The sequence below is a fragment of the Pseudomonas protegens genome (genome assembly GCF_003363755.1).
Classification (GTDB): domain Bacteria; phylum Pseudomonadota; class Gammaproteobacteria; order Pseudomonadales; family Pseudomonadaceae; genus Aquipseudomonas; species Aquipseudomonas danubii.
The window spans coordinates 4,580,274-4,606,713 of the sequence record NZ_CP031396.1 but is presented as its reverse complement, the minus strand read 5'-3'; the positions used below and the strand labels follow the sequence as shown (position 1 = coordinate 4,606,713).

At 62.4% G+C, this 26,440-nt stretch carries 29 protein-coding genes; 14 read left to right on the top strand and 15 right to left on the bottom strand.

Going from position 1 to position 26,440, the window contains the following annotated elements; all coding sequences use genetic code 11:
- Positions 1-95: 95 nt before the first annotated feature.
- The 8 genes from DWF74_RS20825 to DWF74_RS20790 all read right to left on the bottom strand — a co-directional run bounded on the left by DWF74_RS20825 (position 96) and on the right by DWF74_RS20790 (position 8,264).
- Positions 96-1,463 carry a DUF1329 domain-containing protein gene (locus tag DWF74_RS20825; protein WP_102861190.1) on the bottom strand — a complete coding sequence of 456 codons (1,368 nt, stop codon included), beginning with the start codon at positions 1,461-1,463 and terminating at the stop codon, positions 96-98.
- Between the two features lie 24 nt (positions 1,464-1,487).
- Complete coding sequence (locus DWF74_RS20820; RefSeq protein WP_115581622.1) at positions 1,488-3,287, bottom strand: DUF1302 domain-containing protein; 1,800 nt, start codon at positions 3,285-3,287, stop codon at positions 1,488-1,490.
- Positions 3,288-3,770: 483 nt separating this feature from the next.
- On the bottom strand, positions 3,771-4,130 hold the full coding sequence (locus DWF74_RS20815) for a hypothetical protein (RefSeq protein WP_102861188.1): 360 nt from the start codon (positions 4,128-4,130) through the stop codon (positions 3,771-3,773).
- A 162-nt stretch (positions 4,131-4,292) separates the two neighbouring features.
- Positions 4,293-5,204, bottom strand: a complete 912-nt coding sequence (locus tag DWF74_RS20810; protein WP_102861710.1) for an SDR family oxidoreductase — start codon at positions 5,202-5,204, stop codon at positions 4,293-4,295.
- Positions 5,205-5,372: 168 nt separating this feature from the next.
- Positions 5,373-6,275, bottom strand: a complete 903-nt coding sequence (locus tag DWF74_RS20805; protein WP_115581621.1) for an alpha/beta fold hydrolase — start codon at positions 6,273-6,275, stop codon at positions 5,373-5,375.
- Positions 6,275-7,057: a class II aldolase/adducin family protein gene (locus tag DWF74_RS20800; RefSeq protein ID WP_115581620.1), complete on the bottom strand. Its 783-nt coding sequence runs from the start codon at positions 7,055-7,057 to the stop codon at positions 6,275-6,277. The genes DWF74_RS20805 and DWF74_RS20800 overlap by 1 nt, the downstream gene beginning before the upstream one ends.
- Positions 7,058-7,201: 144 nt before the next feature.
- The gene (locus DWF74_RS20795; protein ID WP_060837578.1) at positions 7,202-7,888 is read right to left on the bottom strand and encodes an LrgB family protein; all 687 of its coding nucleotides are present in this window, start codon (positions 7,886-7,888) and stop codon (positions 7,202-7,204) included.
- Positions 7,878-8,264 (bottom strand): CidA/LrgA family protein, encoded by a 387-nt coding sequence (locus DWF74_RS20790; protein ID WP_102861185.1) that lies wholly within the window; start codon positions 8,262-8,264, stop codon positions 7,878-7,880. Before DWF74_RS20790 ends, DWF74_RS20795 begins: the two co-directional genes overlap by 11 nt.
- A gap of 98 nt (positions 8,265-8,362) precedes the next feature.
- Between DWF74_RS20790 and DWF74_RS20785 the strand changes: the two genes are divergently transcribed.
- Entirely contained in the window at positions 8,363-9,259 is an 897-nt protein-coding gene (locus DWF74_RS20785; protein WP_115581619.1) for a LysR family transcriptional regulator, read from the top strand.
- Here the strand turns inward: DWF74_RS20785 and DWF74_RS20780 are convergent.
- Positions 9,240-9,695 carry a flavodoxin gene (locus DWF74_RS20780; RefSeq protein WP_102861183.1) on the bottom strand — a complete coding sequence of 152 codons (456 nt, stop codon included), beginning with the start codon at positions 9,693-9,695 and terminating at the stop codon, positions 9,240-9,242. The genes DWF74_RS20785 and DWF74_RS20780 overlap by 20 nt on opposite strands.
- 159 nt (positions 9,696-9,854) lie before the next feature.
- On the opposite strand from DWF74_RS20780, the gene DWF74_RS20775 reads away from it, so the two are divergent.
- Complete coding sequence (locus DWF74_RS20775; protein WP_102861182.1) at positions 9,855-10,328, top strand: PAS domain-containing protein; 474 nt, start codon at positions 9,855-9,857, stop codon at positions 10,326-10,328.
- 53 nt (positions 10,329-10,381) lie between these two features.
- Positions 10,382-10,987: a hypothetical protein gene (locus tag DWF74_RS20770; RefSeq protein ID WP_102861181.1), complete on the top strand. Its 606-nt coding sequence runs from the start codon at positions 10,382-10,384 to the stop codon at positions 10,985-10,987.
- An 18-nt stretch (positions 10,988-11,005) separates the two neighbouring features.
- Here the strand turns inward: DWF74_RS20770 and DWF74_RS20765 are convergent, their stop codons facing one another.
- Entirely contained in the window at positions 11,006-11,965 is a 960-nt protein-coding gene (locus DWF74_RS20765) for a MerR family transcriptional regulator (protein ID WP_115581618.1), read from the bottom strand.
- Positions 11,966-12,174: 209 nt separating this feature from the next.
- On the opposite strand from DWF74_RS20765, the gene DWF74_RS20760 reads away from it, so the two are divergent.
- From DWF74_RS20760 to DWF74_RS20735, 6 genes are all read left to right on the top strand, one after another.
- A complete protein-coding gene (locus DWF74_RS20760; RefSeq protein WP_102861179.1) occupies positions 12,175-12,744 on the top strand; it encodes an antibiotic biosynthesis monooxygenase in 570 nt (189 codons plus the stop codon).
- Positions 12,745-12,880: 136 nt separating this feature from the next.
- The gene (folM, locus tag DWF74_RS20755; protein ID WP_102861178.1) at positions 12,881-13,591 is read left to right on the top strand and encodes a dihydromonapterin reductase; all 711 of its coding nucleotides are present in this window, start codon (positions 12,881-12,883) and stop codon (positions 13,589-13,591) included.
- Between the two features lie 23 nt (positions 13,592-13,614).
- On the top strand, positions 13,615-14,175 hold the full coding sequence (folE, locus tag DWF74_RS20750; RefSeq protein ID WP_102861177.1) for a GTP cyclohydrolase I FolE: 561 nt from the start codon (positions 13,615-13,617) through the stop codon (positions 14,173-14,175).
- Positions 14,176-14,177: 2 nt separating this feature from the next.
- On the top strand, positions 14,178-14,549 hold the full coding sequence (gene folX / locus DWF74_RS20745) for a dihydroneopterin triphosphate 2'-epimerase (RefSeq protein WP_102861176.1): 372 nt from the start codon (positions 14,178-14,180) through the stop codon (positions 14,547-14,549).
- 80 nt (positions 14,550-14,629) lie between these two features.
- Entirely contained in the window at positions 14,630-14,926 is a 297-nt protein-coding gene (locus DWF74_RS20740) for a DUF1244 domain-containing protein (protein WP_102861175.1), read from the top strand.
- A complete protein-coding gene (locus tag DWF74_RS20735) occupies positions 14,919-15,257 on the top strand; it encodes a HopJ type III effector protein (protein ID WP_102861174.1) in 339 nt (112 codons plus the stop codon). Before DWF74_RS20740 ends, DWF74_RS20735 begins: the two co-directional genes overlap by 8 nt.
- 67 nt (positions 15,258-15,324) lie before the next feature.
- Here the strand turns inward: DWF74_RS20735 and trxB are convergent, their stop codons facing one another.
- Positions 15,325-16,287 carry a thioredoxin-disulfide reductase gene (gene trxB, locus DWF74_RS20730; RefSeq protein WP_060837566.1) on the bottom strand — a complete coding sequence of 321 codons (963 nt, stop codon included), beginning with the start codon at positions 16,285-16,287 and terminating at the stop codon, positions 15,325-15,327.
- Positions 16,288-16,597: 310 nt separating this feature from the next.
- Here trxB and cysZ point away from each other — a divergent pair, with 310 nt between their 5' ends.
- Both cysZ and DWF74_RS20715 read left to right on the top strand, forming a co-directional pair.
- Entirely contained in the window at positions 16,598-17,347 is a 750-nt protein-coding gene (gene cysZ, locus DWF74_RS20720; protein ID WP_102878389.1) for a sulfate transporter CysZ, read from the top strand.
- 45 nt (positions 17,348-17,392) lie between these two features.
- Entirely contained in the window at positions 17,393-18,673 is a 1,281-nt protein-coding gene (locus DWF74_RS20715) for a glycosyltransferase family 4 protein (protein ID WP_115581617.1), read from the top strand.
- Here the strand turns inward: DWF74_RS20715 and DWF74_RS20710 are convergent.
- The 3 genes from DWF74_RS20710 to DWF74_RS20700 all read right to left on the bottom strand — a co-directional run bounded on the left by DWF74_RS20710 (position 18,670) and on the right by DWF74_RS20700 (position 21,050).
- Positions 18,670-19,773 carry an NADH:flavin oxidoreductase gene (locus tag DWF74_RS20710; protein ID WP_102861171.1) on the bottom strand — a complete coding sequence of 368 codons (1,104 nt, stop codon included), beginning with the start codon at positions 19,771-19,773 and terminating at the stop codon, positions 18,670-18,672. The two genes, DWF74_RS20715 and DWF74_RS20710, sit on opposite strands and share 4 nt — an antisense overlap.
- Positions 19,774-19,959: 186 nt before the next feature.
- Positions 19,960-20,442 (bottom strand): glutathione peroxidase, encoded by a 483-nt coding sequence (locus DWF74_RS20705; RefSeq protein WP_102861170.1) that lies wholly within the window; start codon positions 20,440-20,442, stop codon positions 19,960-19,962.
- 122 nt (positions 20,443-20,564) lie between these two features.
- Entirely contained in the window at positions 20,565-21,050 is a 486-nt protein-coding gene (locus tag DWF74_RS20700) for an FKBP-type peptidyl-prolyl cis-trans isomerase (protein ID WP_102861169.1), read from the bottom strand.
- Between DWF74_RS20700 and DWF74_RS20695 the strand changes: the two genes are divergently transcribed.
- Genes DWF74_RS20695 through DWF74_RS20685 form a run of 3 tightly spaced genes read left to right on the top strand, consistent with a single transcriptional unit; the run spans position 21,019 to position 24,420 of the window.
- Positions 21,019-21,357: a DUF3565 domain-containing protein gene (locus tag DWF74_RS20695; protein ID WP_115582467.1), complete on the top strand. Its 339-nt coding sequence runs from the start codon at positions 21,019-21,021 to the stop codon at positions 21,355-21,357. The two genes, DWF74_RS20700 and DWF74_RS20695, sit on opposite strands and share 32 nt — an antisense overlap.
- A gap of 57 nt (positions 21,358-21,414) precedes the next feature.
- Entirely contained in the window at positions 21,415-23,514 is a 2,100-nt protein-coding gene (gene pta, locus DWF74_RS20690; RefSeq protein WP_102861168.1) for a phosphate acetyltransferase, read from the top strand.
- Positions 23,515-24,420 (top strand): acyltransferase, encoded by a 906-nt coding sequence (locus DWF74_RS20685; RefSeq protein ID WP_115581616.1) that lies wholly within the window; start codon positions 23,515-23,517, stop codon positions 24,418-24,420. It abuts the gene before it with no gap.
- Positions 24,421-24,540: 120 nt separating this feature from the next.
- On the opposite strand, the gene cysN is transcribed toward DWF74_RS20685, so the two are convergent.
- Positions 24,541-26,439 carry a sulfate adenylyltransferase subunit CysN gene (gene cysN, locus DWF74_RS20680; RefSeq protein WP_102861166.1) on the bottom strand — a complete coding sequence of 633 codons (1,899 nt, stop codon included), beginning with the start codon at positions 26,437-26,439 and terminating at the stop codon, positions 24,541-24,543.
- Between the last annotated feature and the right edge of the window lies 1 nt (position 26,440).

Here is a 26,440-nt window from a genome sequence, read left to right as displayed (position 1 = left end):
CTCCCGACCTGTTGAAGAAGTATTCAGCGGGCTGATCCTCTGCCATAAAAAAGGCGACCGGGCGGTCGCCTTTGCACCTCGTGCGTCACCGGTGCCTAGCGCACCCCGCTGGCGCGCAAGGCGGCCGGGGTGTAGTCGGCCGCTTTGGCGGCAAAGCCGAATTCCAGGCTGTGCTTTTCCTCGTTCTTCATGCCCAGGGCCAGGTAGCGACCGGCGTTGAGGTCATACAGGGCTTCCAGGGTGTAGGCCGGGACCTGATGGTCGTAGTAGTACTGCGCGTGTCCCTCGGCCACTCGCCACAACTGGCCACGACCGTCGTAGTGATCCACCAGCGCCACCTGCCAGCTGTCCTCATCGATGTACATGTGGCGGGTGGCATAGATATGCCGCTGGTTGGGCTTGACCGTGCCCACCACTTCCCAGACCCGGTGCAGTTCGTAGCGGGTCAGGTCCTGGTTGATGTGCCCGGCCTTGATGATGTCGTCGTACTTGAGGCTCGGCGAGTCCAGCTTGTAGCTGTTGTAGGGGATGTACATCTCCTTCTTGCCCACCAGCTTCCAGTCGTAACGGTCGGGGGCGCCGGAAAACATGTCGAAGTTGTCCGAGGTGCGCAGGCCGTCGGCGGCGGTGCCCGGACCGTCGTAGGCCACCTGCGGGGCGCGGCGTACACGGCGCTGCCCGGCGTTGTAGATCCAGGCCGAGCGGGGCTCCTTGACCTGATCCAGGGTTTCATGGACCAGCAGCACGTTGCCCGCCAGCCGCGCCGGGGCGGTCACCGACTGCTTGAAGAAGTTCTGCACGTTGGCGCCCTTGGCCGGGTCCAGGTCGGGGATCAGTTGCGGCGCCGCCACTTCCTCTTCAAAACGGATCGAGGTGTAGCTGCCGTTGGTCTGCGGGGTGGCCTGGGTGATGATGCGTTTCTGATTGCCACCGTGATAGCGGGTCAGGTGGTTCCACAGCACCTCGATGCCGCTCTTCGGAATCGGGAAGGCGTAGTAGCGGTTGCCGGTGAAGTTGGCCAGTCCGTTGCCGTCGTTGGTGGTGGTCACGTTCAGCGCGCTGCGCTTGGCCGACTCGTAGATCTCCGGTGGCAGGCCGACGCTGCGATGGGTCGGGTAGACCGGAATCCGGTAACTGTCCGGGTAACGCTTGAACATCGCCAGCTGCCCTGCGGACAGCTTGTCCTTGTACTTGTCGGCCGTGGCCGCGGTAATGATGAACAACGGTTTCTCATTGGCGAAGGGATCGGCGAGAAAGCCCTTGCTGTCCACCGCCCCGGCGTTCTTCGGGATGCCGCCGGTCCAGGCCGGAATCGAGCCATCGGCGTTGCCGGCCTTCTGCGCCCCCACGGGAGTCAGGCTGGTGCCCAGCTTGGCGGCTTCTTCCGGACTCACTGCAGCCATCAGGTTGGCCGCCCACAGGCCCAGTGCCAGGGCGCTGCATTGCAGAATCATCTTGCGCATTCAAGTGCTCCTTCTTGTGCCGGTTCAGAAGTTCACGCCAAAGCTCAACGCGAGGAAGTCCCGGTCGGTGAGGGTGTTGTAGCGCCCGCCAAAAAAGTCGGTGTAGCTGAGGCTGGCGGTGTAGGTGTTGCGGTAGTCGGCGTCGACACCCACGCTGAGGGCCTTGGCGCCCTGGTTGAACAAGCCGTTGGGGCCGTAGCCGTTGACGTCATGGGACCAGGACAGGTTGGGCTTGAAGTTGACCCCGCCGATCACGTTGCTGTAGTCGAGGATGGCCCGGGCCCGATAACCCCAGGAAGTGGCGGTGACGAACCCATCGGTGTCGCCGCCATAGCCGTACTGGCCGTAGACCGAGTCACGGCCGTAGCGCAGCTTGCTTTTGTCCTCCAGGCCACCGACCCGGACGATCGCCGCCTCGCCCACCAGGGTCAGGCGATCAGCCCCCAGCACCTGATCGAAGAACTGGGTCATGGAGCTCTGGATCTGGGTGATTTCCTTGCGCCGGTAGCCGGTGTTGTCGGCGCCCAGGGCGGTCTTGATCGGCGACGCCGCGCCCCCGGCGATGGGGTTGAGCAGGGCCAGGGTCAGGTCGTTGGTGTTGACCTGCACCGGGGCGTTGGGGCGGTAGCTGATCTCGCCGGTCCAGGCGGTGCCGGTGGGCAGCGTAGTGGAGAAGCTGGCGCCATACAGGCGGATGTCTTCGGGGTATTCCAGGTAGTACTGGCCACGGCCGAGCATCACGCTTTGCACCAGGCTGGCTCCCGCGCCGGGAACCGTGGGCGCGGCCGCAGCTCCTGCGGCACCAATAGCCCCCAGGGTGGCCGGACTGATGTTGGCCGTGGTGGTGCTCACCACCGGGCTGCGCGCATGGTAGTTCATGAAATACAGGCCGTACTCGGTGTCATCGCCAAGCCAGCGCAGAGCGGCGCCCCACTGCCCGGAATCCCGGGCATCGCGGTCACCGCCGCGGGGCAGGATCACCCCTTCACGGGACACCTGAAAGCCCTGGCCGAACGCCGCGGCAACCGGTTGCAGGGGCGCGATCGCCGGGCTGCCGACGGTGTAGCCGGTGGTGCAGCCATCGGCCACCACATCGTTGCCGAAGAAGGTGCCGCAGTTGTCCACCACGGTCTGGTCCCACTCCAGCTGATAGAAACCTTCCACGGTCAACTGGTTGGTCAGGCCCTGGGAGGCGAACAGCATGTTCACCGGCACCAGGCCTTCCTTGATCTCGGCCCCGGGGCGGCGAAAAGCCGAGACGTCCACCGGGTTGATGCTGTTGATGGAGTTGCCGATGAAGGTGCTCTCGCCCCAACTGACCACCTGCTTGCCGGCGCGCACGGTACCCGGCAGGTTGGCAATCGAGTAGTTGTGGTAGACGAAGGCGTCGAGAATCTGTGCGCCCGAGGACTTGGCGCCTTCCTTGCGGTTGTGGTCGCTGATGGGTTTGAACTGGCGATCCTCGTCCTTGAGTTCGAAGTCGTACCAGTACTTGCCGCGCACGAAGACGCCGGTGTCGCCGTACTTGAGCTCAAGGTCGTGCAGGCCCTTGAAGATCTTCGAGAAAGTCTCGCCCTTCTTGAAGTTCAAGCGGCCATCGTCACCGGTGGAAGACTGCGCGGTGCCGCCGTTGACCGTACCGACGAACGCCCGGTCGGCATCACGCATGCCCCAACTGGCGCCGACGGACAACGATGAGTCGAACTGCCCTTCAATTTCCCCAATATTGAACGAAACCGCCTGCGCCTGAGCGCTGCAGCCCAGCGCTACCGCAACAGCCAGCGCCTGCGGTTTGAAGATGGCGCGCATTGTTGTTCTTGTCATGCGTCTTCCCCGGTGAGTGACAGGAGGCCTCACCCTACTGCCGGGGTACCGCGGCCGATAAGCGCACCAAGGAGGTATTCGAGTTGTCGCTCGAAAGGATTAGCGCCCTTGCCACAGGGGCCGTTCAGAGATGTATCCACGGGCTGGATACGCGACCATCAAGTGCATCGATACAGGTGCTGCGCACTCTGGACTGTTGCTCAAGCTGTAACAGTCCTTGTCCTGAATGGCTATTTTTCCAGGTCATGCCAGGGCTTATTCTTACCTCGCAGTCACGGCAAACAACGCCACGCCACTGCCGCGCAAAGAGCCCGCCGCCCGTTGCCCGAAACCGACTTCCAGTTGGCTTGAAAAGATTCAGTTCAGGCCACTACCCCAGGTTCACCGACGTTGATTTTGTAGCTCCTTGATCTAACGTCTTACCTTGGCCGCTGCTCTTGCAGCGGCCTTTTTTATGCGCGCAAGACAACGGCCCAGTTGGCCTTACAAGGTGTCGTCATCACCATCGTCGTAATGAAACTTGTGCAACAGACGATGCGCCACCGGTGACAGGATCAAGCCCAGCGTGGCGGCGAACACCAGGTTGGTATAAAGCCCGTAGGTGGCAAAAAACAGTTTGCCGCCAGGGGTTTGCGGCATGTTGATGGGCCCGATGCCGCCGAGGATCATGGCCGCGTCATACAAGGCGTCGTGAAAGGAAATGTCCTGCTCGAAGTACAGCAGGCCGCTGATGCCCAGCAGCACCGAAAAGCTGATCAGGGCCAGGACCACCAAGCCATGAACACATAGACGCCGGATAAACAGCAATCGCGACAGTACCGGCTGATCCTTTGATTCATACATCTCAAGCGCTCCTTGTGCGTTCGCCAACCGTCGAGCATAGAGACGAACGCCACAGGAGTAAAACCGCCGGGGCCCAGGCTCCGGCGGGTCATGGAATGGCTGTTTTCAAGCCAGGGAAGAATGCCCGCCGATCAGCGCCGGACAAGGCTGGTCCGCGCAGCGTCAGAGGGCGTACTTTTGCAGATTCTGCATCATCTCCTTGAGTGCCTCGATGTTGTCCCTGGGATGGGCCGCCCCCTCGAAATCGCAGATCTGCTGCCAGTGCGCTGCCACATCGTCGGGCGAGAAGCCCTGGCGCGGATCAAAACCGGCGCCCAGGCTGCGCTCCCAGCGCACCTTGCCGATCCAGCCGCCGCCCACTTCGAACAGGCCGGAGGTTTCCTCGCACTGCTCGCTGCCCAGGTACACCACCAGCGGGCTCACCAGTTCCGGCTTGAGCTGCTCGAACACCTGTGGCGGGATCAGGCCCTCGGTCATCCGCGTGCCACCGGTCGGGGCAATGGCGTTGACCAGGATGTTGTTCTTGCGCCCTTCGATGGCCAGGGTCCGGGTCAGGCCGTACAGGCCGAGCTTGGCCATGCCGTAGTTGGACTGGCCGAAGTTGCCGTAGATGCCTGATGTAGACGCGGTGAAGATCACCCGCCCGTAAGCCTGGTCCCGCAGATGCGGCCAGGCGGCACGAGTGACTTTGTAGGCCCCTTCGACATGCACCCGGTACACCAGGTCCCAATCGGCGTCGTCCATCTTGTGGAAGGTCTTGTCCCGCAGGATGCCAGCGTTGTTGACCACCACATCGACCCGGCCGAACACATCCAGGGCGTTCTGCACGATCTTTTCTCCCTCGGTGACCGAGTCGTGGTTGGCCTCGGCGATGCCTCCAGCCTCGCGGATCTGCGCCACCACCCGATCGGCCGCCGAGGCACTGGCGCCCTCGCCCTGGGCCGAGCCCCCCAGGTCGTTGACCAGCACCTTGGCCCCGTGCCTGGCGAACAGCAAGGCATGGGCCCGGCCCAGGCCGCCGCCGGCTCCGGTGATGATCACTACTTTGTCTTGCAAGCGCACAGATTCACTCATACCGAACTCCAGCAGGGCCAATGGACAATTCTTCGAGTGTCGGACAGCCAGCCGGCGGTCACAATAAAAACGTCCGGGCCTGAATGGTGCCCAATAAGACAGCGGGATAATCGCCCCGCCCGCACAAGAGCACGCCCCTGCCTTGGGCCACACAGTGACCCAAGGCGCTCAGGAACCCATTGCCTGGCGTGGCGGCGCGAGCAATGTGTCGCGAAACCCCAGGTAATGCTTGAGCACCGGCAACGGCGCCTCGATCTGCGGGTAATGGCCGATGCCCGGCAGCAGCACGGTGTCCGGCTCGGGGATCAGCTGGCGATAGCGCTCCACCATGTGCGCCCCGGAAATCGGGTCCTGGGCGCCATCGATCACCCGCAGCGGCACCTCGCCACGTTGCATGGCGCCGACCCAACGCTCGCGCTGGGCCCGTCGCTCGGGGATATAAGCGATCAACTTGTGCAGGATGCGCGGCCCGTTGTTGCTGTGCACCAGGCTCCAGAAGTCATCCAGGACCGACTCGCTGGGACCGGTCTGGGGGCCGAAGATCTGCCGGAAGCTGTTCGCCAGCCCCTGGCGACTGAACACCCGCCCGAGCATCCAGCCCACGGGGCTTAGCAACAGCTTCTGGGTCAGCACCGGGCGATGGGTTTCCGGAAACAGACCGCCATTGAGGAACACGCAGCTGGCGATCTCGATCCGCGCTTCATAATGCCGGGACAGCAGTTCCTGGGCGACGCTGTCGCCGTAGTCATGGGCCAGCAGGTGCAGCGGCTCTTGGATCTGCAAATGGGCCAGCAACGCCTGCTGCAAGTCTGCCTGCTCCAGCAGGCTGTACTCATGGTCCAGCGGCTTGTCCGAGTCGCCGAAGCCGAGCATGTCGCAGGCGATCACCTGATAGCGCCGCGCCAGGGGTTGCCACAGGTAATGCCAGTCCCAGCTGGCAGTGGGAAAGCCATGGATCAACAGCAGCGGCTCTCCTTGCCCCGCCACCCAGTAACGAATGCGCTGGCCGCGAAACACAAAGTCCTTGCCGCGCTTGCGCCAGACACACAGAGGAATCTCGGTGATAGGCATCAGACTTTGTAACCCGGGTCGAGTTGATCGAGTTTGCGCAACAGGGCCGGCCAGGCCAGTGCGCCCCCCATCCCCTGGGCACTGCGGGTGACACCGGCGATCATCGCCTTGGCCCCCGCCAGGATCGACGCGGGAATGGTAATCAGCTCGGCGCCGCCATTCTGCGCCAGCACCTGGATCTCGCAGGCACGCTGGAAGGTGAACATCATCAGGAAGGTATCGGCGATGCTGGCGCCGCAGGTCAGCAAGCCATGGTTGTGCAGCAGCAGGAAGTTGTTGTCCCCCAGGTCGGCCTGCAGCCGCTCTTTCTCCTCGGGGTTCAGGGCCACGCCCTCATAAGGGTGACGGCCCAGGCTCGACAGCACGAACAGCGACTGCTGGCTGATGGGCAGCACGCCCTGCTTCTGCGCCGACACCGCGACCCCGGCGGCCGTGTGGGTATGCAGCACACAGAGCACATCGTGACGCACCGCGTGCACGGCACTGTGAATGGTGTAGCCCGCCGGGTTGATCTCGAAGGGGCTGTCCATCAGCTTGTTACCGGCCTGGTCGACCTTCACCAGGCTGGAGGCGGTGATCTCGTGGAACATCATGCCGAAGGGGTTGATCAGGAAGTCTTCGGTGCCCGGCACCTTGGCGGAGATATGGGTGAAGATCAGGTCGTCCCAGCCGTGCATGGCCACCAGACGGTAGCAGGCGGCGAGGTCCAGACGGGTTTGCCACTCAACGGCGCTGACTTGTTTTTTTACACTCGGTGTCGATTGAACGGGGGCTAGGCTCACGGCAAGGACCTCGGTGATGGTTCTTATTGGATGAGGGAACCCCCAGAGTCTAGACAGCTTGCATCGACTGCGGAGTTGCATTGACAGCCAGCTTGATGACCGTGCGGGTCAGCCGGAGAGAAGGCTCTGGTCCGCGGCTTTGCGTCAAAGCACCGACGCCAGCAAAGGGGCCGCGAAAAGGTTAAGCAACCCGGTCAACACCATCACCAGGCCGGCCACCGAGCCCTCTTCACCCCCGACTTCATGGGCCCGGCTGACTCCGGCTCCGTGGGCGCCGACACCAAACAGCGCGCCCCGGGCCAGGGCACTGCGCAAGGGCAGCCAGCGCAGCAGCACACCGCCGAGCATGGCACCGAACACCCCGGTGAACATCACGAACACCGCCGTCAACTCAGGCACGCCGCCCAGGTCATGGGCCAGGGGCATGGCGAACGGCGTGGTAATGGAACGTGGCACCAGGGACAGGGTCACCGAGCTGTCCAGGGCCAGCATCTTCGCCAAGCCGAAGGAACTGCCGATGGACGCGGCGCTGCCCGCCAGCATGCCCAGCAACAGGGCCGACCAGTGGCGCATCAGCAACTGGCGCTGCTGCCAGATGGGAATCGCAAAGGCCACCGTCACCGGCCCCAGCACCAGCATCAGCCAGTGGGTATTGGCGGCGTATTCGGCATAGGCGGTGTGCAGCGGCACCGCAATTGCCAGCAGCAGGGCCGGCACCAGGATCAACGGCGACAGCAGGTAGCGCCCGGTGCGCCGGTAGATCCAGCGGCTGAACAGATACGCCCCCAGGGTCAGGGCCAGCCAGAACATCGGCATCAGTTCAAGCTTCATGGCGCATCCTCCAGCGGCAGACCATCTCCACCGTGAGTGCGGTCACCAGCATCACCAGCAGGGTGCTGATACCGATCACCAGCAGAATCCGCCAGCCGTCCTGACGCAGCAGGCCGCCGTAGTCCAGCAAGCTCATCAGCGCCGGAATGAAGAACAGCAGCATCTCCGCCATCAGCAGGCCGGCCCCCAGTTGCAAGGCCGCCGGCTTGACCCAGCCCAGGGCGAAGGCCAGCAGCAACAGCGCAAGGCCAATGACCCCACCGGGAATCGGCCAGGGCAGCCAGGTAGCCAGTTGGCAACCGAGAAAATAGATGGCCAGCAGCACTGCCAATTCGCCAATCAGGCGGCCCAGGCGTTTACAGGTGGAAATGTTCATGGTGGTTGAGTCCTCTCAGGGGCCCATTTTATGAAAAGTCCCTGCATCACCGAAGCGAATTGTTAGACTTGAAACCATTCCAATCTGGAATTACCACCATGGATTTCAAACAACTGCGCAGTTTTGTCGAAGTCATCCGCCAGGGCGGTTTCACCCAGGCGGCCAGGACCCTGCACATCAGCCAGTCGGCGGTCAGCAAGCAGATCGCGCAGCTGGAGCAAAGCCTGGGCACGCCCCTGCTGGAGCGCCAGGGCTCGCACATTCATCTCACCGCCGCCGGCGGCGTGGTGCTGCAGCGGGCCGAGGACATGCTGCGCCTGCGCCATGAACTGCTCAGCGAACTGGATGACCTGAGCCAACTGGCACGGGGTGAACTGCGCCTGGGTCTGCCGCTGCTGGGCAGCGATGCACTGTTCGCCAGCCGTTTCGCCGAATACCGCCGGCGCTACCCGAATATCCAGGTGCAACTGCTCGAAGGCGGCAGCCTGAATGTCGAGCAGGCCGTGCGCAGCGGCGAGCTGGAACTGGGCGGCAGCCTGACCCCCAAGGACCAGGCGTTTGCCTATCAACCCTTCTGCGATGAGCCCCTGGATGCCTTGCTGCCCGCCGATCATCCCCTGGCGCTGAACGCCCAGGTGCGCCTGGAAGAACTGGCCGATACGCCCTTCCTCCTCTATCAGCGCAGCTTTGTGCTCAACGACCGACTGCTCCAGGCCTGCCAGCAGGTAGGCTTCACGCCAAAGGAGGGAGGACGTAGCGGCCAGGCAGACTTTCTTGCGGCGCTGGTGGCCGCCGGTCAAGGTGTGGTGTTGCTGCCCAGTGTGGTGGCCCGCGGCCTGGTGCGGCCGGGGGTGGTGCGCCTGACGCTGAAGGCCCCGGACTATCTGCGCTGGGACATTGCCTTCATCTGGCGCCAGGGCGCGTATCTGTCCAAGGCAGCGCAAGCCTGGCTGGCGCTGCTACGGGAACAGCCGGTCAGCCCCGCAGGGCGCTGATCAACTCAGCCAGCCAGGGCTCGGCATCGGTTTCCGGGGTCACGCTCTCGCTGGCGTCCAGGCGCAACATCGGCAGCACTTCTTCCACTCCCAGCTCGGCAAACAGCTCACGCATCTGCTCGCCACCGCCACAGAAGGTATCGCCGTAGCTGGAATCCCCCAGGCCGATCACCGCTCCGGGCAGCCCACGCCAGGCGGCGGGCAACTGATCGCGAATGCTCGAATACAGCGGCAGCAGGTTGTCTGGCAGTTCGCCCATGCCGGTGGTCGAGGTCACGGCCAGCAACGCCTGCGGTGCGAAGGCCTGAAGCTCGGTCAAAGTGGCCCGCGAGTTGTGCCAGGCCTCGAAACCTGCGGCGTTGAGGAGCTTGGCGGCGTGCCGGGCGACTTCTTCAGCCGTGCCGTACACCGAGCCGGAAAGGATGGCGACTTTCATCAATCTGTTCCTGAAGCTGACTAAAAGACTGGGATATTACCAGCTACGGAGTAAAATCCCGCCTCTGCTGCCCGCACCGCTCAAAAGCGCCTGTGGACAGCGTGCCAGCGTGACTTAGAATTCAATTCAACACTTGCTGATTGATAGCGGAACTTCGGGATGATCAACGCTCATCTGCTGCAAAAGATGATCAACGCCTCCAACGACGGGATTGTGGTCGCGGAACAGGAAGGCGAAGACAACATCGTGATTTACGTGAATCCGGCTTTCGAGCGACTGACCGGCTACAGCGCCGACGAAGTGCTGTATCAGGATTGTCGTTTCCTGCAGTCCGGAGACCGTGACCAGCCGGGGCTGGAACGGATTCGCCAGGCCCTGAGCCAGGGTCAGCCATGCCGCGAGGTGCTGCGCAACTATCGCAAGGACGGCAGCCACTTCTGGAACGAACTGTCGATCACCCCGGTATTCAACGACAGCGATCAACTGACCTATTTCATTGGCGTGCAGAAAGACGTCAGTGTGCAGATCAAGGCGCAGCAACGCTTGCTCCAGCTGGAGCAGCAACTGGCCGCAGTGCAAGCCGAGCTCGCCGCCCTCAAGGCGACCGACGGCTCTAATAAGTCGCAGATTTAGTGGTCTGTAGGGATATTCCCCACCGATTTGTCCTTCACCCTTCGAGCAACATCATGCAGCGTGACGCTCTCCTCACCCAGGATGAACTGGACTTCATCCAAACCATGCAGCACAACCCGCAGCTCAATGTGCGCGATGCCACATCGAGCCTGCTGGTCAATGGCGGCTCGCAGATCCGTGACCTGCTGACCCGTCTGGCTGCCAATGAAAAGGTCACCATCCAGGCCCATTTCGACAACCAGCAGATGACCTTCCCCCTGCATCTGGTGGAAGACGAATTCCATGCCCTGCATCTGCGCCTGGGGGTGCCGAGCATCTTCGAGGACGGCCCCATGATCCGGCCCTGGCGCCTGACGCTGGAAGAGCCGGTGGCCCTGGAAAACTCCAGGGGCCAGCCTGGACGCCTGTGGGTGCGGGAGGTGTCGTTCAAGGGCGTATTGCTGGAGATCCGCAACCGGACCCGGCCCCCCAAGCAGTTCGCCCAGTGGTTCAGCCCTTCGGGATATGAACGGATTGCGCTGCACGGGCGCTTCGAGCGCCAGACCGAAGCCGGTTTCTATGCCTATCGCCTGGATCAGAGTGACGCGGAAGAAACCGAACGCCTGCGCCAGTTCATCCTCCAGCAGCACCGCCATACCCATCCGGCCCTGCACGCCTGAAGCTGACCGAGAGCCGTTTCAGGTATCCAGGCGACCGCTGAGGAACTGCCGCAGGCGCTTCTGCATCAGGCGCCCCTCATTTCCCAGGCACGCCACCGGCGAACCGCTGAAGCTTTCCTGGGCCAGGTCCGCCGCATCTCCGGCAAGCATCAATGGACAGTCCAGAGTCAGCGCCAGACGCTTGAGGCGCTTGGGCAACTCCGCCGTCGGCGCGTGATTGGAAAACACCACCAGGGCCACAGGCTTGAGTTTTTCGCAGACCAGGGTCAGTTCATCCAGCGGTGCTCCCGGCCCCAGCAGGCGGACACCGATCTGGTCATGCCCGAGCATCAGCGCCGCCACCAGCAGCTCCAGTTCGCGGCACTGCGGGCTGAGCGCCGTCAGCAGCAGTTGCCGGTGCTGAGTGGCACGCTGCAACACCAGCCTTTGCGTGATCCGCGCCCGCAAAAAACCATCCAGAAACAACCACTCGCTGGTCTGACCGAAAGTCTCCCGGTCCTGCAGCAGTTGCTTCCAGAACGGCAGGAAAATGTCCTGGAATACCACCGGCAAGGCGTAGCTGGAGAAGACCTGGCCGTAGAGACGCTCCAGTTGCTCTTCATCGAAAGCGCTCACCGCCAGCTTCAACTGATCGCGCCACTGGCCATATTCACCTTGCAGGCCATCGTCCACCGCCACCTTGGCCTGAGCCTGGTCTGCCCGGCTCTTGGCCAGAATCTTGCCGACCTTGCTGACCGCCACACCGCGCTCGATCCAACCCAGAATCTCCCGCACCGCCTCAACATCGTGCATGGAATACAGGCGATGCCCGCTTTCGGTGCGCGTCGGCTGGATCAGACCGTAGCGTCGTTCCCAGGCTCGCAGGGTCACCGGGTTGATTCCAGTCAGGCGCGCCACTTCACGGATCGGAAACAGCTCATCCTGACGGGCAGGGTCAGGAGCCGGAGCAACAAGGACAGGTTCAGTCATGACGGGCATCTGGGGAGAAAACACCAGTAAACAAAGTGGCGGCCATTCTACTCTCCCCAGGTGCAAATGCTTCAAGCGCGAGAAAAACCGACCGGTGTCATTGGTAGCCTCGCGCCAATCAGGAATAATCCTTGCTTGATTCAGGCGCGGCCCACTACCCCGGTGCCACGTCAGCGACTGCCTTACCCAGGCCGCGCATTGGTTTACGGAGATACATAATGTCTACCTCACCCGTCACCCTGATGGTTGCCCGGCGCGTTGCCGACGGCCGTTACCAGGACCTGATCGCCTGGCTGCGCGAAGGCGAACAACTGGCCACCGACTTTCCCGGCTACCTGGGTTCCGGCGTTCTGGCCCCACCACCTGACGACGACGAATTCCAGATCATCTTCCGCTTCGCCGACGAACAGACCCTGCACACCTGGGAACACTCCGCCTCGCGCACCGCCTGGCTGGCCCGGGGCAGCGACTTGTTTGCCCACCCATCGGAACATCGCGTCAGCGGTATCGATGGCTGGTTCGGCGCAGCCGGACAACGACCCCCGCGCTGGAAACAGGCCGTGGCCATCTGGCTGGCGTTCTTCCCGGTGTCGCTGCTGTTCAACTTCGTCTTAGGTCCCCTGCTCAGCGACCTGAGCCTGCTGCCCCGAGTGTTTGTCAGCACCCTGGCGTTGACCCCGTTGATGGTCTACTTCTTCATTCCTATGTCCACCCGCCTGCTGGCTAACTGGCTCAACAGCACACCGGCGCGCCCGCTACCGACCAGCGCCTCGACGCAGAATCCGTGATTCGCCGGCAAGCCGGCTCCTGCACACTGCGCAGGAGTCGGCTGCTGATCTGGCTTGCCAGCGCAGCCCCCGAGCAACAGGCACAACCCGTCCCACCGCTGGTATAGTTTTCCCCTACCCGCGACGCGAGCCCTTCATGAACACCTCCTCCGCTCCGATCCTGATCACTGGTGCCAGCCAGCGTGTCGGCCTGCATTGCGCCCTGCGCCTGCTGGAAGACGGGCAGCCGGTGATCGTCACTTACCGCAGCGACCGCCCGGGCCTGCAGACCTTGCGGGAAAAGGGCGCGATCCTGCTGCATGCCGACTTCTCCAGCGAAGCCGGAATCCTGGCCCTGATCAGCGCGGTGAAACACCACACCGACCGCTTGCGGGCCATCGTCCACAACGCCTCAGAGTGGCTGGAAGAAAGCCCAGGCGAGGAAAGCGCCGCCTTTACCCGGATGTTCAGCGTGCACATGCTCGCGCCCTACCTGATCAACCTGCACTGCGCAGAGTTGCTGCAGTGTTCGAGCCCGGCGGACATCATCCACATCAGCGACGACGTGACCCGCAAGGGCAGCAGCAAGCACATCGCCTACTGCGCCAGCAAAGCCGGGCTGGACAGCCTGACCCTGTCCTTCGCGGCAAAATACGCCCCGGCAATCAAGGTCAACGGCATCGCTCCGGCCCTGCTATTGTTCAACCCCGACGACGACGCGGCGTACCGCGCCAAGACCCTGGCCAAATCCGCCCTGGGCATCGAACCCGGCAGCGAAGTGATCTACCAGAGCCTGCGCTACCTGCTGGACAACCCCTATGTCACCGGCACCACCTTGACCGTCAACGGCGGGCGGCACGTCAAATAAGCCGGCCCCCACGAGGACCTTGCATGAGCCTTTCCCTGCCCCAACACTACCGCGAGATCCTCAAGGGCCTCGGTGAAGACCCCGAGCGCGAAGGTTTGCTCGACACCCCCAAGCGCGCGGCCAAGGCCATGCAGTACCTGTGTCATGGCTACAGCCAGTCGGTGGACGAGATCGTCAATGGCGCACTGTTCGCCTCCGACAGCGACGAAATGGTGATAGTCGCCGACATCGAGCTGTACTCCCTGTGCGAACATCACCTGCTGCCCTTCATCGGCAAGGCCCATGTGGCTTATATTCCTACCGGCAAGGTGCTGGGGCTGTCGAAGATCGCCCGGATCGTCGATATGTTCGCCAGACGCCTGCAGATCCAGGAAAATCTCACCCGGGAAATCGCCGACGCGGTGCAAAGCGTGACCCAGGCCGCGGGCGTCGCGGTGGTGATCGAAGCCAAGCACATGTGCATGATGATGCGCGGCGTCGAGAAACAGAATTCCACCATGCACACCTCGGTGATGCTCGGCGCCTTTCGCGATTCGAGCACCACTCGCCAGGAATTCCTGCAATTGATTGGACGGAGCAAGTAGCAATGCCACAACTTCAGCCAGGAATGGCTCGTATCCGAGTCAAGGACCTGCTCCTGCGGACCTATATCGGAATCAACGAGGAAGAGATCCTCAACAAGCAGGATGTGCTGATCAACCTGACCATCCTGTACCCCGCCCAGGATGCGGTGCGCGACAACGACATCGATCACGCGCTGAACTACCGCACCATCACCAAGGCAATCATTGCCCACGTCGAAGGCAATCGCTTCGCCTTGCTGGAGCGCCTGACCCAGGAACTGCTGGACCTGGTGATGGGCAACCTCTCGGTGCAGTACGCCGAAGTCGAAGTCGACAAACCCCACGCCCTGCGCTTTGCCGAATCGGTATCGATCACGTTAGCGGCAAGTCGCTAGCGCCAAGCGGCCAGTCAAAGCGATTCGGCTTTGATTGGCCGCTGGCGGCTATTCCCATCCCTCTACGTGCAGTGAGTCTTATGTCCCCTCAACAACGCTTGGAACTGGAAGCCGCGGCCTTTCGCCGCCTGGTGGCCCACCTGGACAACCGCAAGGACGTGCAGAACATCGACCTGATGAACTTGGCCGGGTTCTGCCGCAACTGCCTGTCCAAGTGGTACAAGGCCGAGGCCGACGAACGCCAGATCGAGGTCAGCCTCGATGACGCCCGTGAAGTGGTGTACGGCATGCCCTACGCCGAATGGAAAAATCTCTACCAGAAAGAAGCCAGCGCCGAGCAGCAAGCGGCGTTCGCCAAAGGAAAGTCCCATGACTGATCTGAACACCCTGCGCGCCAGCCTGAACAGCGGTGAACACGCTTTTGCCGACACCCTGGCCTTTGTCGCCGCCGGTTACGACTACCAGCCCCAGGCCTTCAACAACGGTGGCGTGGAAAACGCCGCCGGGCAGAACGAAGGCTCGTGCAAGACCCTGGGCCTGGCCCTGTTGGAAGGCCTGAGCGACACAGAAGCCCTGCTCGCCTTCGGCGAGCACTACCGCTCGGTACTGGCCACCCCCGAAGGCACTGACCACGGCAATATCCGCGCCCTGATCGCCCACGGCCTGGCCGGGGTCAAGTTCGCCGCCCAGCCGCTGACTCGCCGCTGATCTGGCTCCGACAAAACCATCACCCATAAAAAAACCGGCTTGCGCCGGTTTTTTTATCGCCTGGAAATCAGTGTGCTGCGTTCTGCAGACCGTCCAGGTAACGCTCGGTGTCCAATGCCGCCATGCAGCCGGCGCCGGCCGAGGTGATGGCCTGACGGTAAACGTGGTCAGCCACGTCGCCAGCGGCAAAGATACCCTCGACGCTGGTGGCCGTGGCATTGCCGTCACGACCGCCCTGCACCACCAGGTAACCGTCCTTGAGGGTCAACTGGCCTTCGAACAGCGAGGTGTTCGGGGTGTGGCCGATGGCGATGAACACGCCGTCGACTTTCAACTCGTCAAAGCTGCCGTCGTTGTTCTTCAGGCGCGCACCGGTCACGCCCATGTTGTCGCCCAGGACTTCGTCCAGGTTGGCATTGAGCTTGAGGATGATCTTGCCTTCGGCCACGCGGGCGTTGAGCTTGTCGATCAGGATTTTCTCGGCGCGGAAGGTTTCGCGACGGTGGATCAAAGTCACGGTGCTGGCGATGTTGGCCAGGTACAGGGCTTCTTCGACAGCGGTGTTGCCACCACCGACCACCGCCACCGGCTTGTTGCGATAGAAGAAACCGTCACAGGTAGCGCAGGCCGATACACCCTTGCCCATGAACGCTTCTTCCGAAGGCAGGCCCAGGTAACGGGCGCTGGCGCCGGTGGCGATGATCAGGGCGTCGCAAGTGTAGGTCGCGCTGTCGCCGGTCAGGGTGTAAGGCTTGGCAGCGAAGTCCACGGCATTGATATGGTCGAAGACGATTTCGGTTTCGAAACGCTCGGCGTGCTCGCGCATCCGCTCCATCAGCGCCGGGCCGGTCAGGCCGTGCACGTCGCCAGGCCAGTTGTCGACTTCAGTGGTGGTGGTCAGTTGGCCACCGGCCTGCATGCCGGTGATCAGCAGCGGCTTCAGGTTGGCACGGGCGGCATAGACGGCGGCGCTGTAACCGGCAGGGCCGGAACCGAGAATAATCACACGCGAATGGCGTACTTCAGACATGACTCACTCCTATCGACCGGCCCGGGTGCCCTGGCGCGGAACGCCGGATTGCCGGCTGGAATAAAAAAGGACGGTGAAACCTTGGGGAAGGCTTGAACTCGACCGTCCAAAAAATAATGGGTGAAGCGTATAGAGGGGGCGAAGATTAAGGAAATACGGTTTAACAATCCAGCTCATAGGCGGTCTCTATCCTCAGCAGGCCCATTTGAAAGGGTCTTTGTTACCGTTGATGTCGACCTGTTCACGGTGCTTTCGCCCCCCGGGTAAAGCCGGTAAGGTCGGCGCGTTTTCCATCTGCTCGGAGCGTTCTATGCCCGCCCCCGTACTGTCCGGCCCGCAATACCTGCGTGAAGGCCTGAAACTGGTCCTCAGTCCCGGCCTGCGCCTGTTCGTACTACTGCCCCTGGTGATCAACCTGGTGTTGTTCGTCGGATTGATCTATTTCGCCGGCCACCAGTTCAGCCTGTGGATCGACACCCTGATGCCGACCCTGCCGCAATGGCTGAGCTTTCTGAGCTACATCCTCTGGCCGCTGTTCATGGTGCTGGTGGTGTTGATGGTGTTTTTCACCTTCACCATGCTGGCCAATATCATTGCCGCTCCCTTCAACGGCTTTCTATCGGAAAAAGTCGAAATCGTGGTGCGTGGCACTGACGATTTCCCTCCCTTCAGCTGGGGCGAACTGATCGCCATGATCCCCCGCACCCTATCCCGGGAAATGCGCAAACTCGGCTACTTCCTGCCCCGGGCCATCGGCCTGTTCATCCTGTCGCTGATCCCGGTGGTCAACCTGATTGCCGCGCCGCTGTGGCTGCTGTTCGGCGTCTGGATGATGGCCATCCAGTACATCGACTACCCGGCGGATAACAACAAGATGAGCTGGCAGGAGATGATCGTCTGGCTGCGGCAGAAGCGCTGGCAGAGCCTGGGTTTTGGCGGCATCGTCTACCTGGCGCTGATGATCCCCTTCGTCAACATCCTGATGATGCCGGCCGCCGTGGCCGGGGCGACGCTGTTCTGGGTGCGTGAGCGCGGGATGGAGAACCTGCCGGCCAAATAAGGCTGGCGTGCCATAAATCCATCATCCAGACGTCACAATGACGACATGGCCTCAGTCGACACTGAGGTCATGACGACAGCTCTGCACATCACCCTCATCACTGAAACCTTCCCACCGGAAATCAATGGCGTGGCCAATACCCTTGGCCGCCTGTGTGATGGTCTGCGTGCCCGTGGGCATCAGGTGGAACTGGTGCGTCCGCGCCAGGGTTGTGATCAGAGCCGCCCCAGCGACGAGGCCCTGATGCTGTGCCGCGGCTGGCCGCTGCCGGGATACCCGGGGCTGCAATGGGGCCAGTCGTCGATGCACAAACTGCTGCGACGCTGGAAACGCCAACGCCCGGACGTGCTCTACATCGCCACCGAAGGCCCGCTGGGGCTGTCCGCGCTGCGGGCGGCGAAACGTCTGGGAATTTCGGTGGTCAGTGGCTTCCATACCAACTTCCAGCAGTATTCCAGCCAGTACGGCCTGGGTTTGCTGACGCGCTTGCTGACCCATTACCTGCGCTGGTTCCACAACCGTTCGAAGCTGACCCTGGTGCCCAGCGCCAGTCAGCGCCTGGAGTTGGAGCGTCGGCACTTCGAACGCCTGGCCCTGCTGTCCCGTGGCGTCGACAGCCAACTGTTCCATCCGGCCAAACGCCTCAATGAGCTGCGCACCCGCTGGGGCCTGGGCAACGATGATCTGGCGGTGATCCATGTCGGGCGCCTGGCCCCGGAGAAGAACCTGAGCCTGCTCAAGCGCTGCTTCGAGCAGCTCAAGGCCACTTATCCACAGCGGAAGATGAAACTGATCGTGGTGGGTGACGGCCCACAACGCGCCGCCCTGGAGAAAAGCCTGCCCGAAGCCCTGTTCTGTGGCAGTCAGCGGGGTGAAGCCCTGGCGGCCCATTACGCTTCGGGGGATGTGTTCCTGTTTCCCAGCCTCACGGAAACCTTCGGCAATGTGGTGCTGGAAGCCCTGGCTTCCGGGCTGGCGGTGGTGGCCTACGATCAGGCCGCGGCAGCCCAGCATATCCGCCATGGCTACAACGGCGTGCTGGCCATGCCCGGGGATGAAGGCGCGTTCTGTGAGGCCGCCGGCTGGCTGCTGGAGGAGGCGGAAACCCTGCGCCGGGTACGTCTCAACGCCCGGCAACACGCCAGCCGCCAGGGCTGGCCGGCCGTGATCGCACAGTTTGAGGATCAGTTGCGCAGTGTCTGCCAGCCAGCACCGGTCGTGGATTACGAAGGGATGATCGAAGCGGCGCTGGAACCACGCAGCGCCACAGAGACACTTGGTGCGGCAAGGAGGCTGCCCCCCTCACCGCCCGGGGCCAGAAGTTAAACCAGGGTCGTCAGTGCTTCACGGCTGAACGGCAGGATGTCCTGCTCACGGCCTTCACGGACTTTCTGCGCCCAATCCGGGTCCACCAGCAGCGCCCGACCCACGGCCACTAGATCGAACTCGTCGTTGTTCAAGCGCTGCAGCAGGTTTTCCAGGCTGGCCGGCTGCGCCACCTTGTCGGTGTTGACCATGAACTGCAGGAACTCGCCGTCCAGGCCGACGCTGCCCACGGTGATGGTGGGTTTGCCGGTGAGCTTGCGGGTCCAGCCTGCCAGGTTCAGGTCCGAGCCTTCGAACTCCGGCTCCCAGAAGCGTCGCGTCGAACAGTGGAAGATATCCACACCTGCATCTGCCAACGGCTTGAGAAAGGCGCCCAGAGCTTCCGGGGTCTGCACCAGACGCGCGCTGTAATCCTGCTGCTTCCACTGGGAGAAACGCAGGATGATCGGGAAATCCGGGCCGACGGCAGCCCGCACCGCCTGGATCAACTCGATGGCGAAACGCGAGCGCTGCGCCAGATCGCCGCCGTATTCGTCGGTGCGCTGGTTGGTGCCCTCCCAGAAGAACTGATCCACCAGGTAACCGTGGGCACCATGGATTTCCACACCGTCCATGCCGATGCTCTGGGCATCCTTGGCGGCCTGGGCAAAGGCTGCGATCACTTCCTGAATGTCCTGGTGGGTCATGCCGTGCACCAGCACCTTGCCGTCCTTGAGCTTCTCGGTCGGGCCATAGCCGGGCACGCTGGCGTCCGGCTCGGTGCCCAGGCGCCGCACATTACCCACATGCCACAGTTGCGGAACGATCTTGCCACCTTCGGCGTGGACCGCATCCACCACCTTCTTCCACCCGGCCAGGGCCGCCTCGCCATGGAACTGCGGCACATTGGGGTAACCGTTGGCGGCCTGGTGCCCCACCGTGGTGCCTTCGGTGATGATCAGGCCGACACCCGCAGCAGCGCGGCGACGGTAATACTCGATGACCTTGGCGTTGGGCACGCCACCCGGAGAAAACGAACGGGTCATCGGCGCCATCACTACGCGGCTCGGCAGCTCCAGCGCGCCGAGTTGAAAGGGTTTGAACAAGGCTTGAACAGGCATGCTGCACTCCGACAAAAAGGCTCGAGTCGATACTCGACGCACAAGACTGCGCCGGGTACCTGCCCCGGCGCACTTATGATGAGGATAATATGACCCCCTCACAGTGCTGCACAGCATTATTGATTTGAGTGATTTAGATGCAAAAACGCCGCATTGCAGCGGCGTGAAAGAGGGGCCCGGCAGTGCTTAGCTCAGGGCTTTTTCGATGGCCTGGACCACAGTCGGATCATCCGGAGCGGTACGGGGCGAGAAACGCGCCAGTACCCGACCGTCCTTGCCCAACAGGAATTTCTCGAAGTTCCAGGTGATATCCCCGGGAAACTCCGCGCCCTCGCCCGCCAGCAAACGGTACAGCTGATGACGCTCGGGACCGTTCACGTCCAGTTTGCTGCTCAAGGGAAAAGTCACCCCGTAGTTGAGGCTGCAAAACTCCTGGATCTCCTGCTCGGTGCCCGGTTCCTGCCCGGCGAACTGGTTGCAGGGCAACCCCAGCACGCTGAATCCCTGGGCCTTGTATTGCTGGTAGAGATTCTCCAACGCCGCATATTGTGGTGTCAGACCACATTTGGAGGCGACGTTGACCACCAGCACGACTTGCCCCTTGAAGGGCGCGAGCGGCAGCTCCTGACCATCCAGGGCTTTCAATTTAAGGTCGTGAAAAGCACTCATGACGAACTCCAAATTCCTGTGTTCTTACAGAAAAACAGCCTCTCGACAGTACAGCCAAAAGCCGCGGACTAAAAAGGCGCCCTCGGGCGCCTCTCCAGTAAGCTTGAGCTTAGCGCAGAAAATCAGTGGTGATGGCCACCTTCGCCATGGACGTGACCATGAGCGACTTCTTCCTGGCTGGCATCACGGATGGCAACGATCTTGACCTGGAAGTTCAGGCGCTGACCGGCCAACGGGTGGTTGCCGTCTACGGTCACGTCGTCACCGTCCAGATCACGGATGGTCACGATCTGCATCTGGCCGTCCGGAGCGGACGCGTGGAACTGCATGCCCACTTCCAGTTCGTCGACGCCTTCGAACATGCTGCGGCTCAGGGTGCTGACCAGTTCGGCAGCGTATTCGCCGTAGGCATCTTCAGGTTCCACGGAGACGTTCAGTTCGTCACCGACTTGCTTGCCTTCCAGAGCCTTTTCCAGACCAGGAATGATGTTACCTGCGCCTTGCAGGTAAACCAGCGGGGCGCCGCCGGCAGAGCTGTCGATGACCTCACCAGCATCGTTGGTGAGGGTATAGTCGATGGAGACAGCCTTATTGGCGGCGATCAGCATGGGGCGGGACCTTTTGCATAAGAATGAAGAACGGGCAAGTTTAGCGAAGCAATCGCTCGAAAGCGAACGGAACCCGGACCAACGGAACGTGAAAAATCACTCGACAATCTGCGGTTTCCATCAGGACGAAGAGGGTCATTGGGTGGCCGAACTGTCCTGTGGGCATAGCCAGCACCTTCGCCACTTGCCGCCCTGGCAATCCCGGGCCTGGGTACTGGACCCGCAGTTGCGGGCGGAAAAAATAGGCCAGCGCTTTGACTGCGGCTGGTGTGCTCAAGCACCGGATAACGATAACCTTAGCGCCTGACGACCAGGCAGACGGCTGCAGACCGTCGCCTTTGCCATGCACCTTCTGAGAACTCGCATGCAAACTTTTTTTATCGCGCCCACCGATTTTGGTGTGGGTCTGACCTCCATCAGCCTCGGGCTGGTGCGTACCTTGGAACGGGCCGGCCTCAAGGTCGGCTTTTTCAAGCCCATTGCCCAGCCCCACCCCGGTGATACCGGCCCCGAGCGCTCCACCGAGCTGGTAGCCCGGACCCACGGCCTGAAGCCGCCACAACCCCTGGGCCTGGCCCATGTGGAGCGAATGCTCGGCGATGGCCAGCTGGATGAATTGCTGGAGGAAATCATCACCCTCTACCAGCAGGCCGCCATCGGCAAGGACGTGCTGATCGTCGAAGGCATGGTGCCGACCCGCAGCGCCAGCTACGCCGCCCGGGTCAACCTGCACCTGGCCAAAAGCCTGGATGCCGAAGTAATCCTGGTCTCTGCTCCGGAAAACGAAGTGCTCACCGAGCTGTCGGGACGGGTCGAGCTGCAGGCGCAGTTGTTCGGCGGCCCGCGAGACCCGAAAGTGCTGGGGGTGATCCTCAACAAGGTGCGTACCGACGAAAGCATGGAGGCGTTCTCCGCCCGTTTGAAGGAGCACTCGCCCTTGCTGCGCAGCGGCGACTTCCGCCTGCTGGGCTGCATTCCCTTCCAGCCGGAACTGAACGCACCGCGCACCCGCGACGTAGCCGACCTGATGGGCGCCCAGGTGCTCAATGCCGGGGACTATGAAACCCGGCGCATGACCAAGATCATCATTTGCGCCCGCACCATGCGCAACACCGTGGAACTGCTCAAGCCCGGCGTACTGGTGGTGACCCCGGGGGATCGCGACGACATCATCCTCGCCGTGAGTCTCGCGGCGATCAACGGAGTGCCCCTGGCCGGCCTGCTGCTGACCAGCGACACCCTGCCCGACCCGCGCATCATGGATCTGTGCCGTGGTGCCCTGAACGCCGGCCTGCCGGTACTGTCGGTCAGCACCGGGTCCTACGACACCGCCAACCAGCTCAATGGCCTGAACAAGGAAATCCCCATCGATGACCGCGAGCGCGCGGAAATCATCACCGACTTCGTCGCCAGCCACCTGGACGCCAACTGGCTGCACCAGCGCTGCGGCACTCCGCGGGAAATGCGCCTGTCGCCGGCGGTGTTCCGCTATCAGTTGATCCAGCGGGCACAGGACGCCAACAAGCGTATCGTCCTGCCCGAAGGCAGCGAACCCTTGACCGTACAGGCCGCCGCCATCTGCCAGGCCCGGGGCATCGCCCGTTGTGTACTGCTGGCCAAGCCAGAGGAAGTGCATGCGGTAGCCCGGGCCCAGGGCATCGAGTTGCCCGAAGGCCTGGAGATTCTCGACCCGGACCTGATTCGCGAGCGCTACGTGGAGCCCATGGTGGCCCTGCGCAAGAGCAAGAGCCTCAACGCCCCCATGGCCGAGCAGCAACTGGAGGACCCGGTGGTGATCGGCACCGTGATGCTGGCCCTGGATGAGGTGGATGGCCTGGTATCGGGGGTCATCCATTCCACCGCCAACACCATCCGCCCGGCCCTGCAACTGATCAAGACCGCCCCGGGCTGCACCCTGGTGTCCTCGGTCTTCTTCATGCTGTTCCCCGAGCAAGTGCTGGTCTACGGCGACTGCGTGATGAACCCGCACCCCAGCGCCAGCGAACTGGCGGAGATCGCCCTGCAGAGTGCCGACTCGGCGGCGGCGTTCGGCATTACCCCAAGAGTGGCCATGATCAGCTACTCCAGCGGCGACTCGGCCAGCGGCGAAGAAGTGGAGAAAGTCCGCGAGGCGACCCTGCTGGCCCATGAAGCCCAGCGTTCGCTGTTGATCGACGGCCCGCTGCAATACGATGCTGCGGCCAACGAAAACGTCGCCCGGCAACTGGCTCCCAACAGCCAGGTGGCAGGCAAGGCCACGGTTTTCGTGTTCCCCGACCTGAACACCGGCAACACCACCCACAAGGCCGTGCAACGCAGTGCCGATTGCGTTAGCTTGGGGCCGATGCTGCAAGGCCTGCGCAAGCCTGTTAACGACCTGCCTCGAGGCGCCCAGGTGGATGACATTGTCTACACCATCGCCCTGACCGCGATTCAAGCCGCCAACCGACCCATGGATGTCTAAATGCTGGAATTCCTACCTGCCGCCGTGCGCGGGATCATCGCTTCGATCCTGCTGGCGCTGAACACCATCCTGCTGTGCTCGTTCCTGTTCTGCGTGGCGATCTGCAAGGCCCTGCCCTTCGCCCTCACCCAGCGCTTCACCCACTGGCTGATGAACCACACCCACGAAGCCTGGATCAGCAATAACAAGACCTGGATGCAGCTGGTGTGCCGCACCCGCTGGCACGTAAAAGGCCTTGAAGGCCTGGATTACCAGCACTCCTATCTGGTCACCAGCAACCACCAGAGCTGGGTCGACATCATGGTCCTGCAGTACGTGCTCAACCGCCGCATCCGCCCGCTGAAGTTCTTCCTCAAGCAGGAGCTGATCTGGGTGCCGGTGATTGGCCTGGCCTGGTGGGCCCTGGGCTTTCCGTTCATGAAGCGCTACTCCAAGGCCTACCTGGAAAAGCATCCGGAGAAAAAGGGCAAGGACCTGGAAACCACCCGCAAGACCTGCGCGAAGTTCCGCAACAACCCGGTGGGGATCTTCAACTTCGTCGAGGGCACGCGCTTCACCGAAGGCAAGCATGCCCAGCAACAGTCGCCGTTCCGCTACCTGCTCAAGCCCAAGGCCGGCGGCATCGCCTTTGTCCTGGATGCCATGGGCGAGCAATTGCAATCGATCATCGATGTGACCATCCACTACCCCGCTGGCCGGCCCGGTTTCTGGGACCTGCTGTGCGGCAGGGTCAAGGAGGTGGTGGTGCGCTTTGAGGAAGTGCAGATTCCACCGCAGTTCATTGGCAAGAATTACGAGCAGGACACGACCTATCGCCAGGCATTCCAGGGCTGGATCAACCAGCAGTGGCTGGACAAGGACGCGCTGCTGGAAGAACTGCATCGCGAGTATCCGGCAAAGCCCTGAGGGCCTGTTCGCTGGCAGGCCAGCGCCTGCGTAGCTGCACCGTCCTGGCCGGCTGACGCTATCTGCAGCGCACAAAAAAGCCCGCAGCCGATCACTCGGCTGCGGGCTTTTTGCTACGGCTTAGATCACGCCGCGGCCACGCAACAGGTCCAGCACCTGCTTGACGCTCTCTTCCACCGACAGCGCCTGGGTGTCGATCACCAGATCGGCGTTGAGCGGAACGTCATAGGGGAAGGACTCGCCCGGGATGTTGTCCCCAGCGGCAGCGTACAGGCCTTGAGGATCACGCTCAGCGCACACCGCAGGCGATGCCTGGACATACACCGTCAACAGACGATCCTTGCCGATCAGGTCCTTGGCCTGCTCGCGCCCTTCGGCACTCGGCGCCACGAACGCGGCCAGGGTCAGCAGGCCAGCTTCGTTGAACTGACGGGCCACGTGAGCCGCACGGCGCCAGTTCTCGGTACGCCCGGTACGATCCTGTGGCAGGCCCTTGTTCAGGTCGTGCCGCAGGTTCTGGCCATCGAGCACATACACCGCACGGCCCATGTCGAACAGCTTGCGTTCCACCGCGTAGGCCAGGGTGCTCTTGCCCGCGCCCGACAGGCCGCTGAACAGCACGGTGGCCGGTTGCTGGCCGAAGCGCTGGGCACGCTCTTCGGTGGCCACATGAGCCAGCTTGCCATGGTGGGTGGCGCTGCCATGGGCCACTGGCTGGGCGATGATCATGCCGGCGCCGACGGTGCCGTTGGTCAAGCGGTCGATAACGATGAAAGCACCGGTGGTGCGGTTGCTCTCGTAGCCATCCAGGGCAATCGGCGCGTCGAGGCTGATCTTGACCTTGCCGATCTCGTTCAGTTGCAGCGCGCTGGCCGCGCCCTCTTCCAGGGTGTTCACATCGATCTTGTGATTGATGCTGGCAATCGAACCCGGCACGTAACTGGTGGCGCGCTTGATGTCGTACTTCTTGCCCGGCAGCATCGGTTCTTCAGCCATCCACACCAGCATGGCTTCGAAGCTGTCGGTGACCGGCGGCACGTTGTCGGCATGCACCAGCAGGTCGCCGCGGGAGATGTCGATCTCGTCTTCCATGGTCAGGGTCACGGCCTGGCCTGGACCGGCCTGCTCCAGCTCGCCCTCGAAGGTGACGATGGACTTGACCCGGCTGCTCTTGCCCGACGGCAGCACCACGACTTCGTCGCCCTTGTGCACGATGCCGCTGGCCAGGGTGCCGGCAAAACCACGGAAGTTCAGGTTCGGACGGTTGACGTACTGCACCGGGAAACGCAGGTCGGTGAAGTTGCGGTCACCGGCCACTTCCACAGTCTCGAGAATTTCCATCAGCGACTGGCCGGTGTACCAGGGCGAACGCTCGCTCTTGTTCACCACGTTGTCGCCCTTGAGGGCCGACATTGGCACAAAGTGCAGGCTGGTGGGCTGGATCTTCAAACCCTGGGCAAACTTCAGGTAGTCGGCCTTGATCGACTCGAACACACCTTCATCGAAGTCCTTGAGGTCCATCTTGTTGATGGCCACGACGATGTGCTTGATGCCCAGCAGGGAGGCGATGAAGCTGTGACGACGGGTCTGGGTCTGCACACCGTAGCGGGCGTCCACCAGGATGATCGCCAGGTCACAGGTGGAAGCACCGGTGGCCATGTTGCGGGTGTACTGCTCATGGCCGGGGGTGTCGGCGATGATGAACTTGCGCTTGGCGGTGGAGAAATAACGATAGGCGACATCGATGGTGATGCCCTGCTCGCGCTCGGCCTGCAAGCCATCGACCAGCAACGCCAGGTCGATGTCGTCACCGGTGGTGCCGACCTTCTTCGAATCCCGGGTAATGGCTTCCAGATGGTCTTCGTAGATCATCTTCGAGTCGTGCAGCAGACGCCCGATCAGGGTGCTCTTGCCGTCGTCGACGTTACCGCAGGTGAGAAAGCGCAGCAGCTCTTTGCGTTCGTGCTGGCCCAGGTAAGCGAGGATGTCCTCGCTGATCAAATCAGATTGATGCGACATG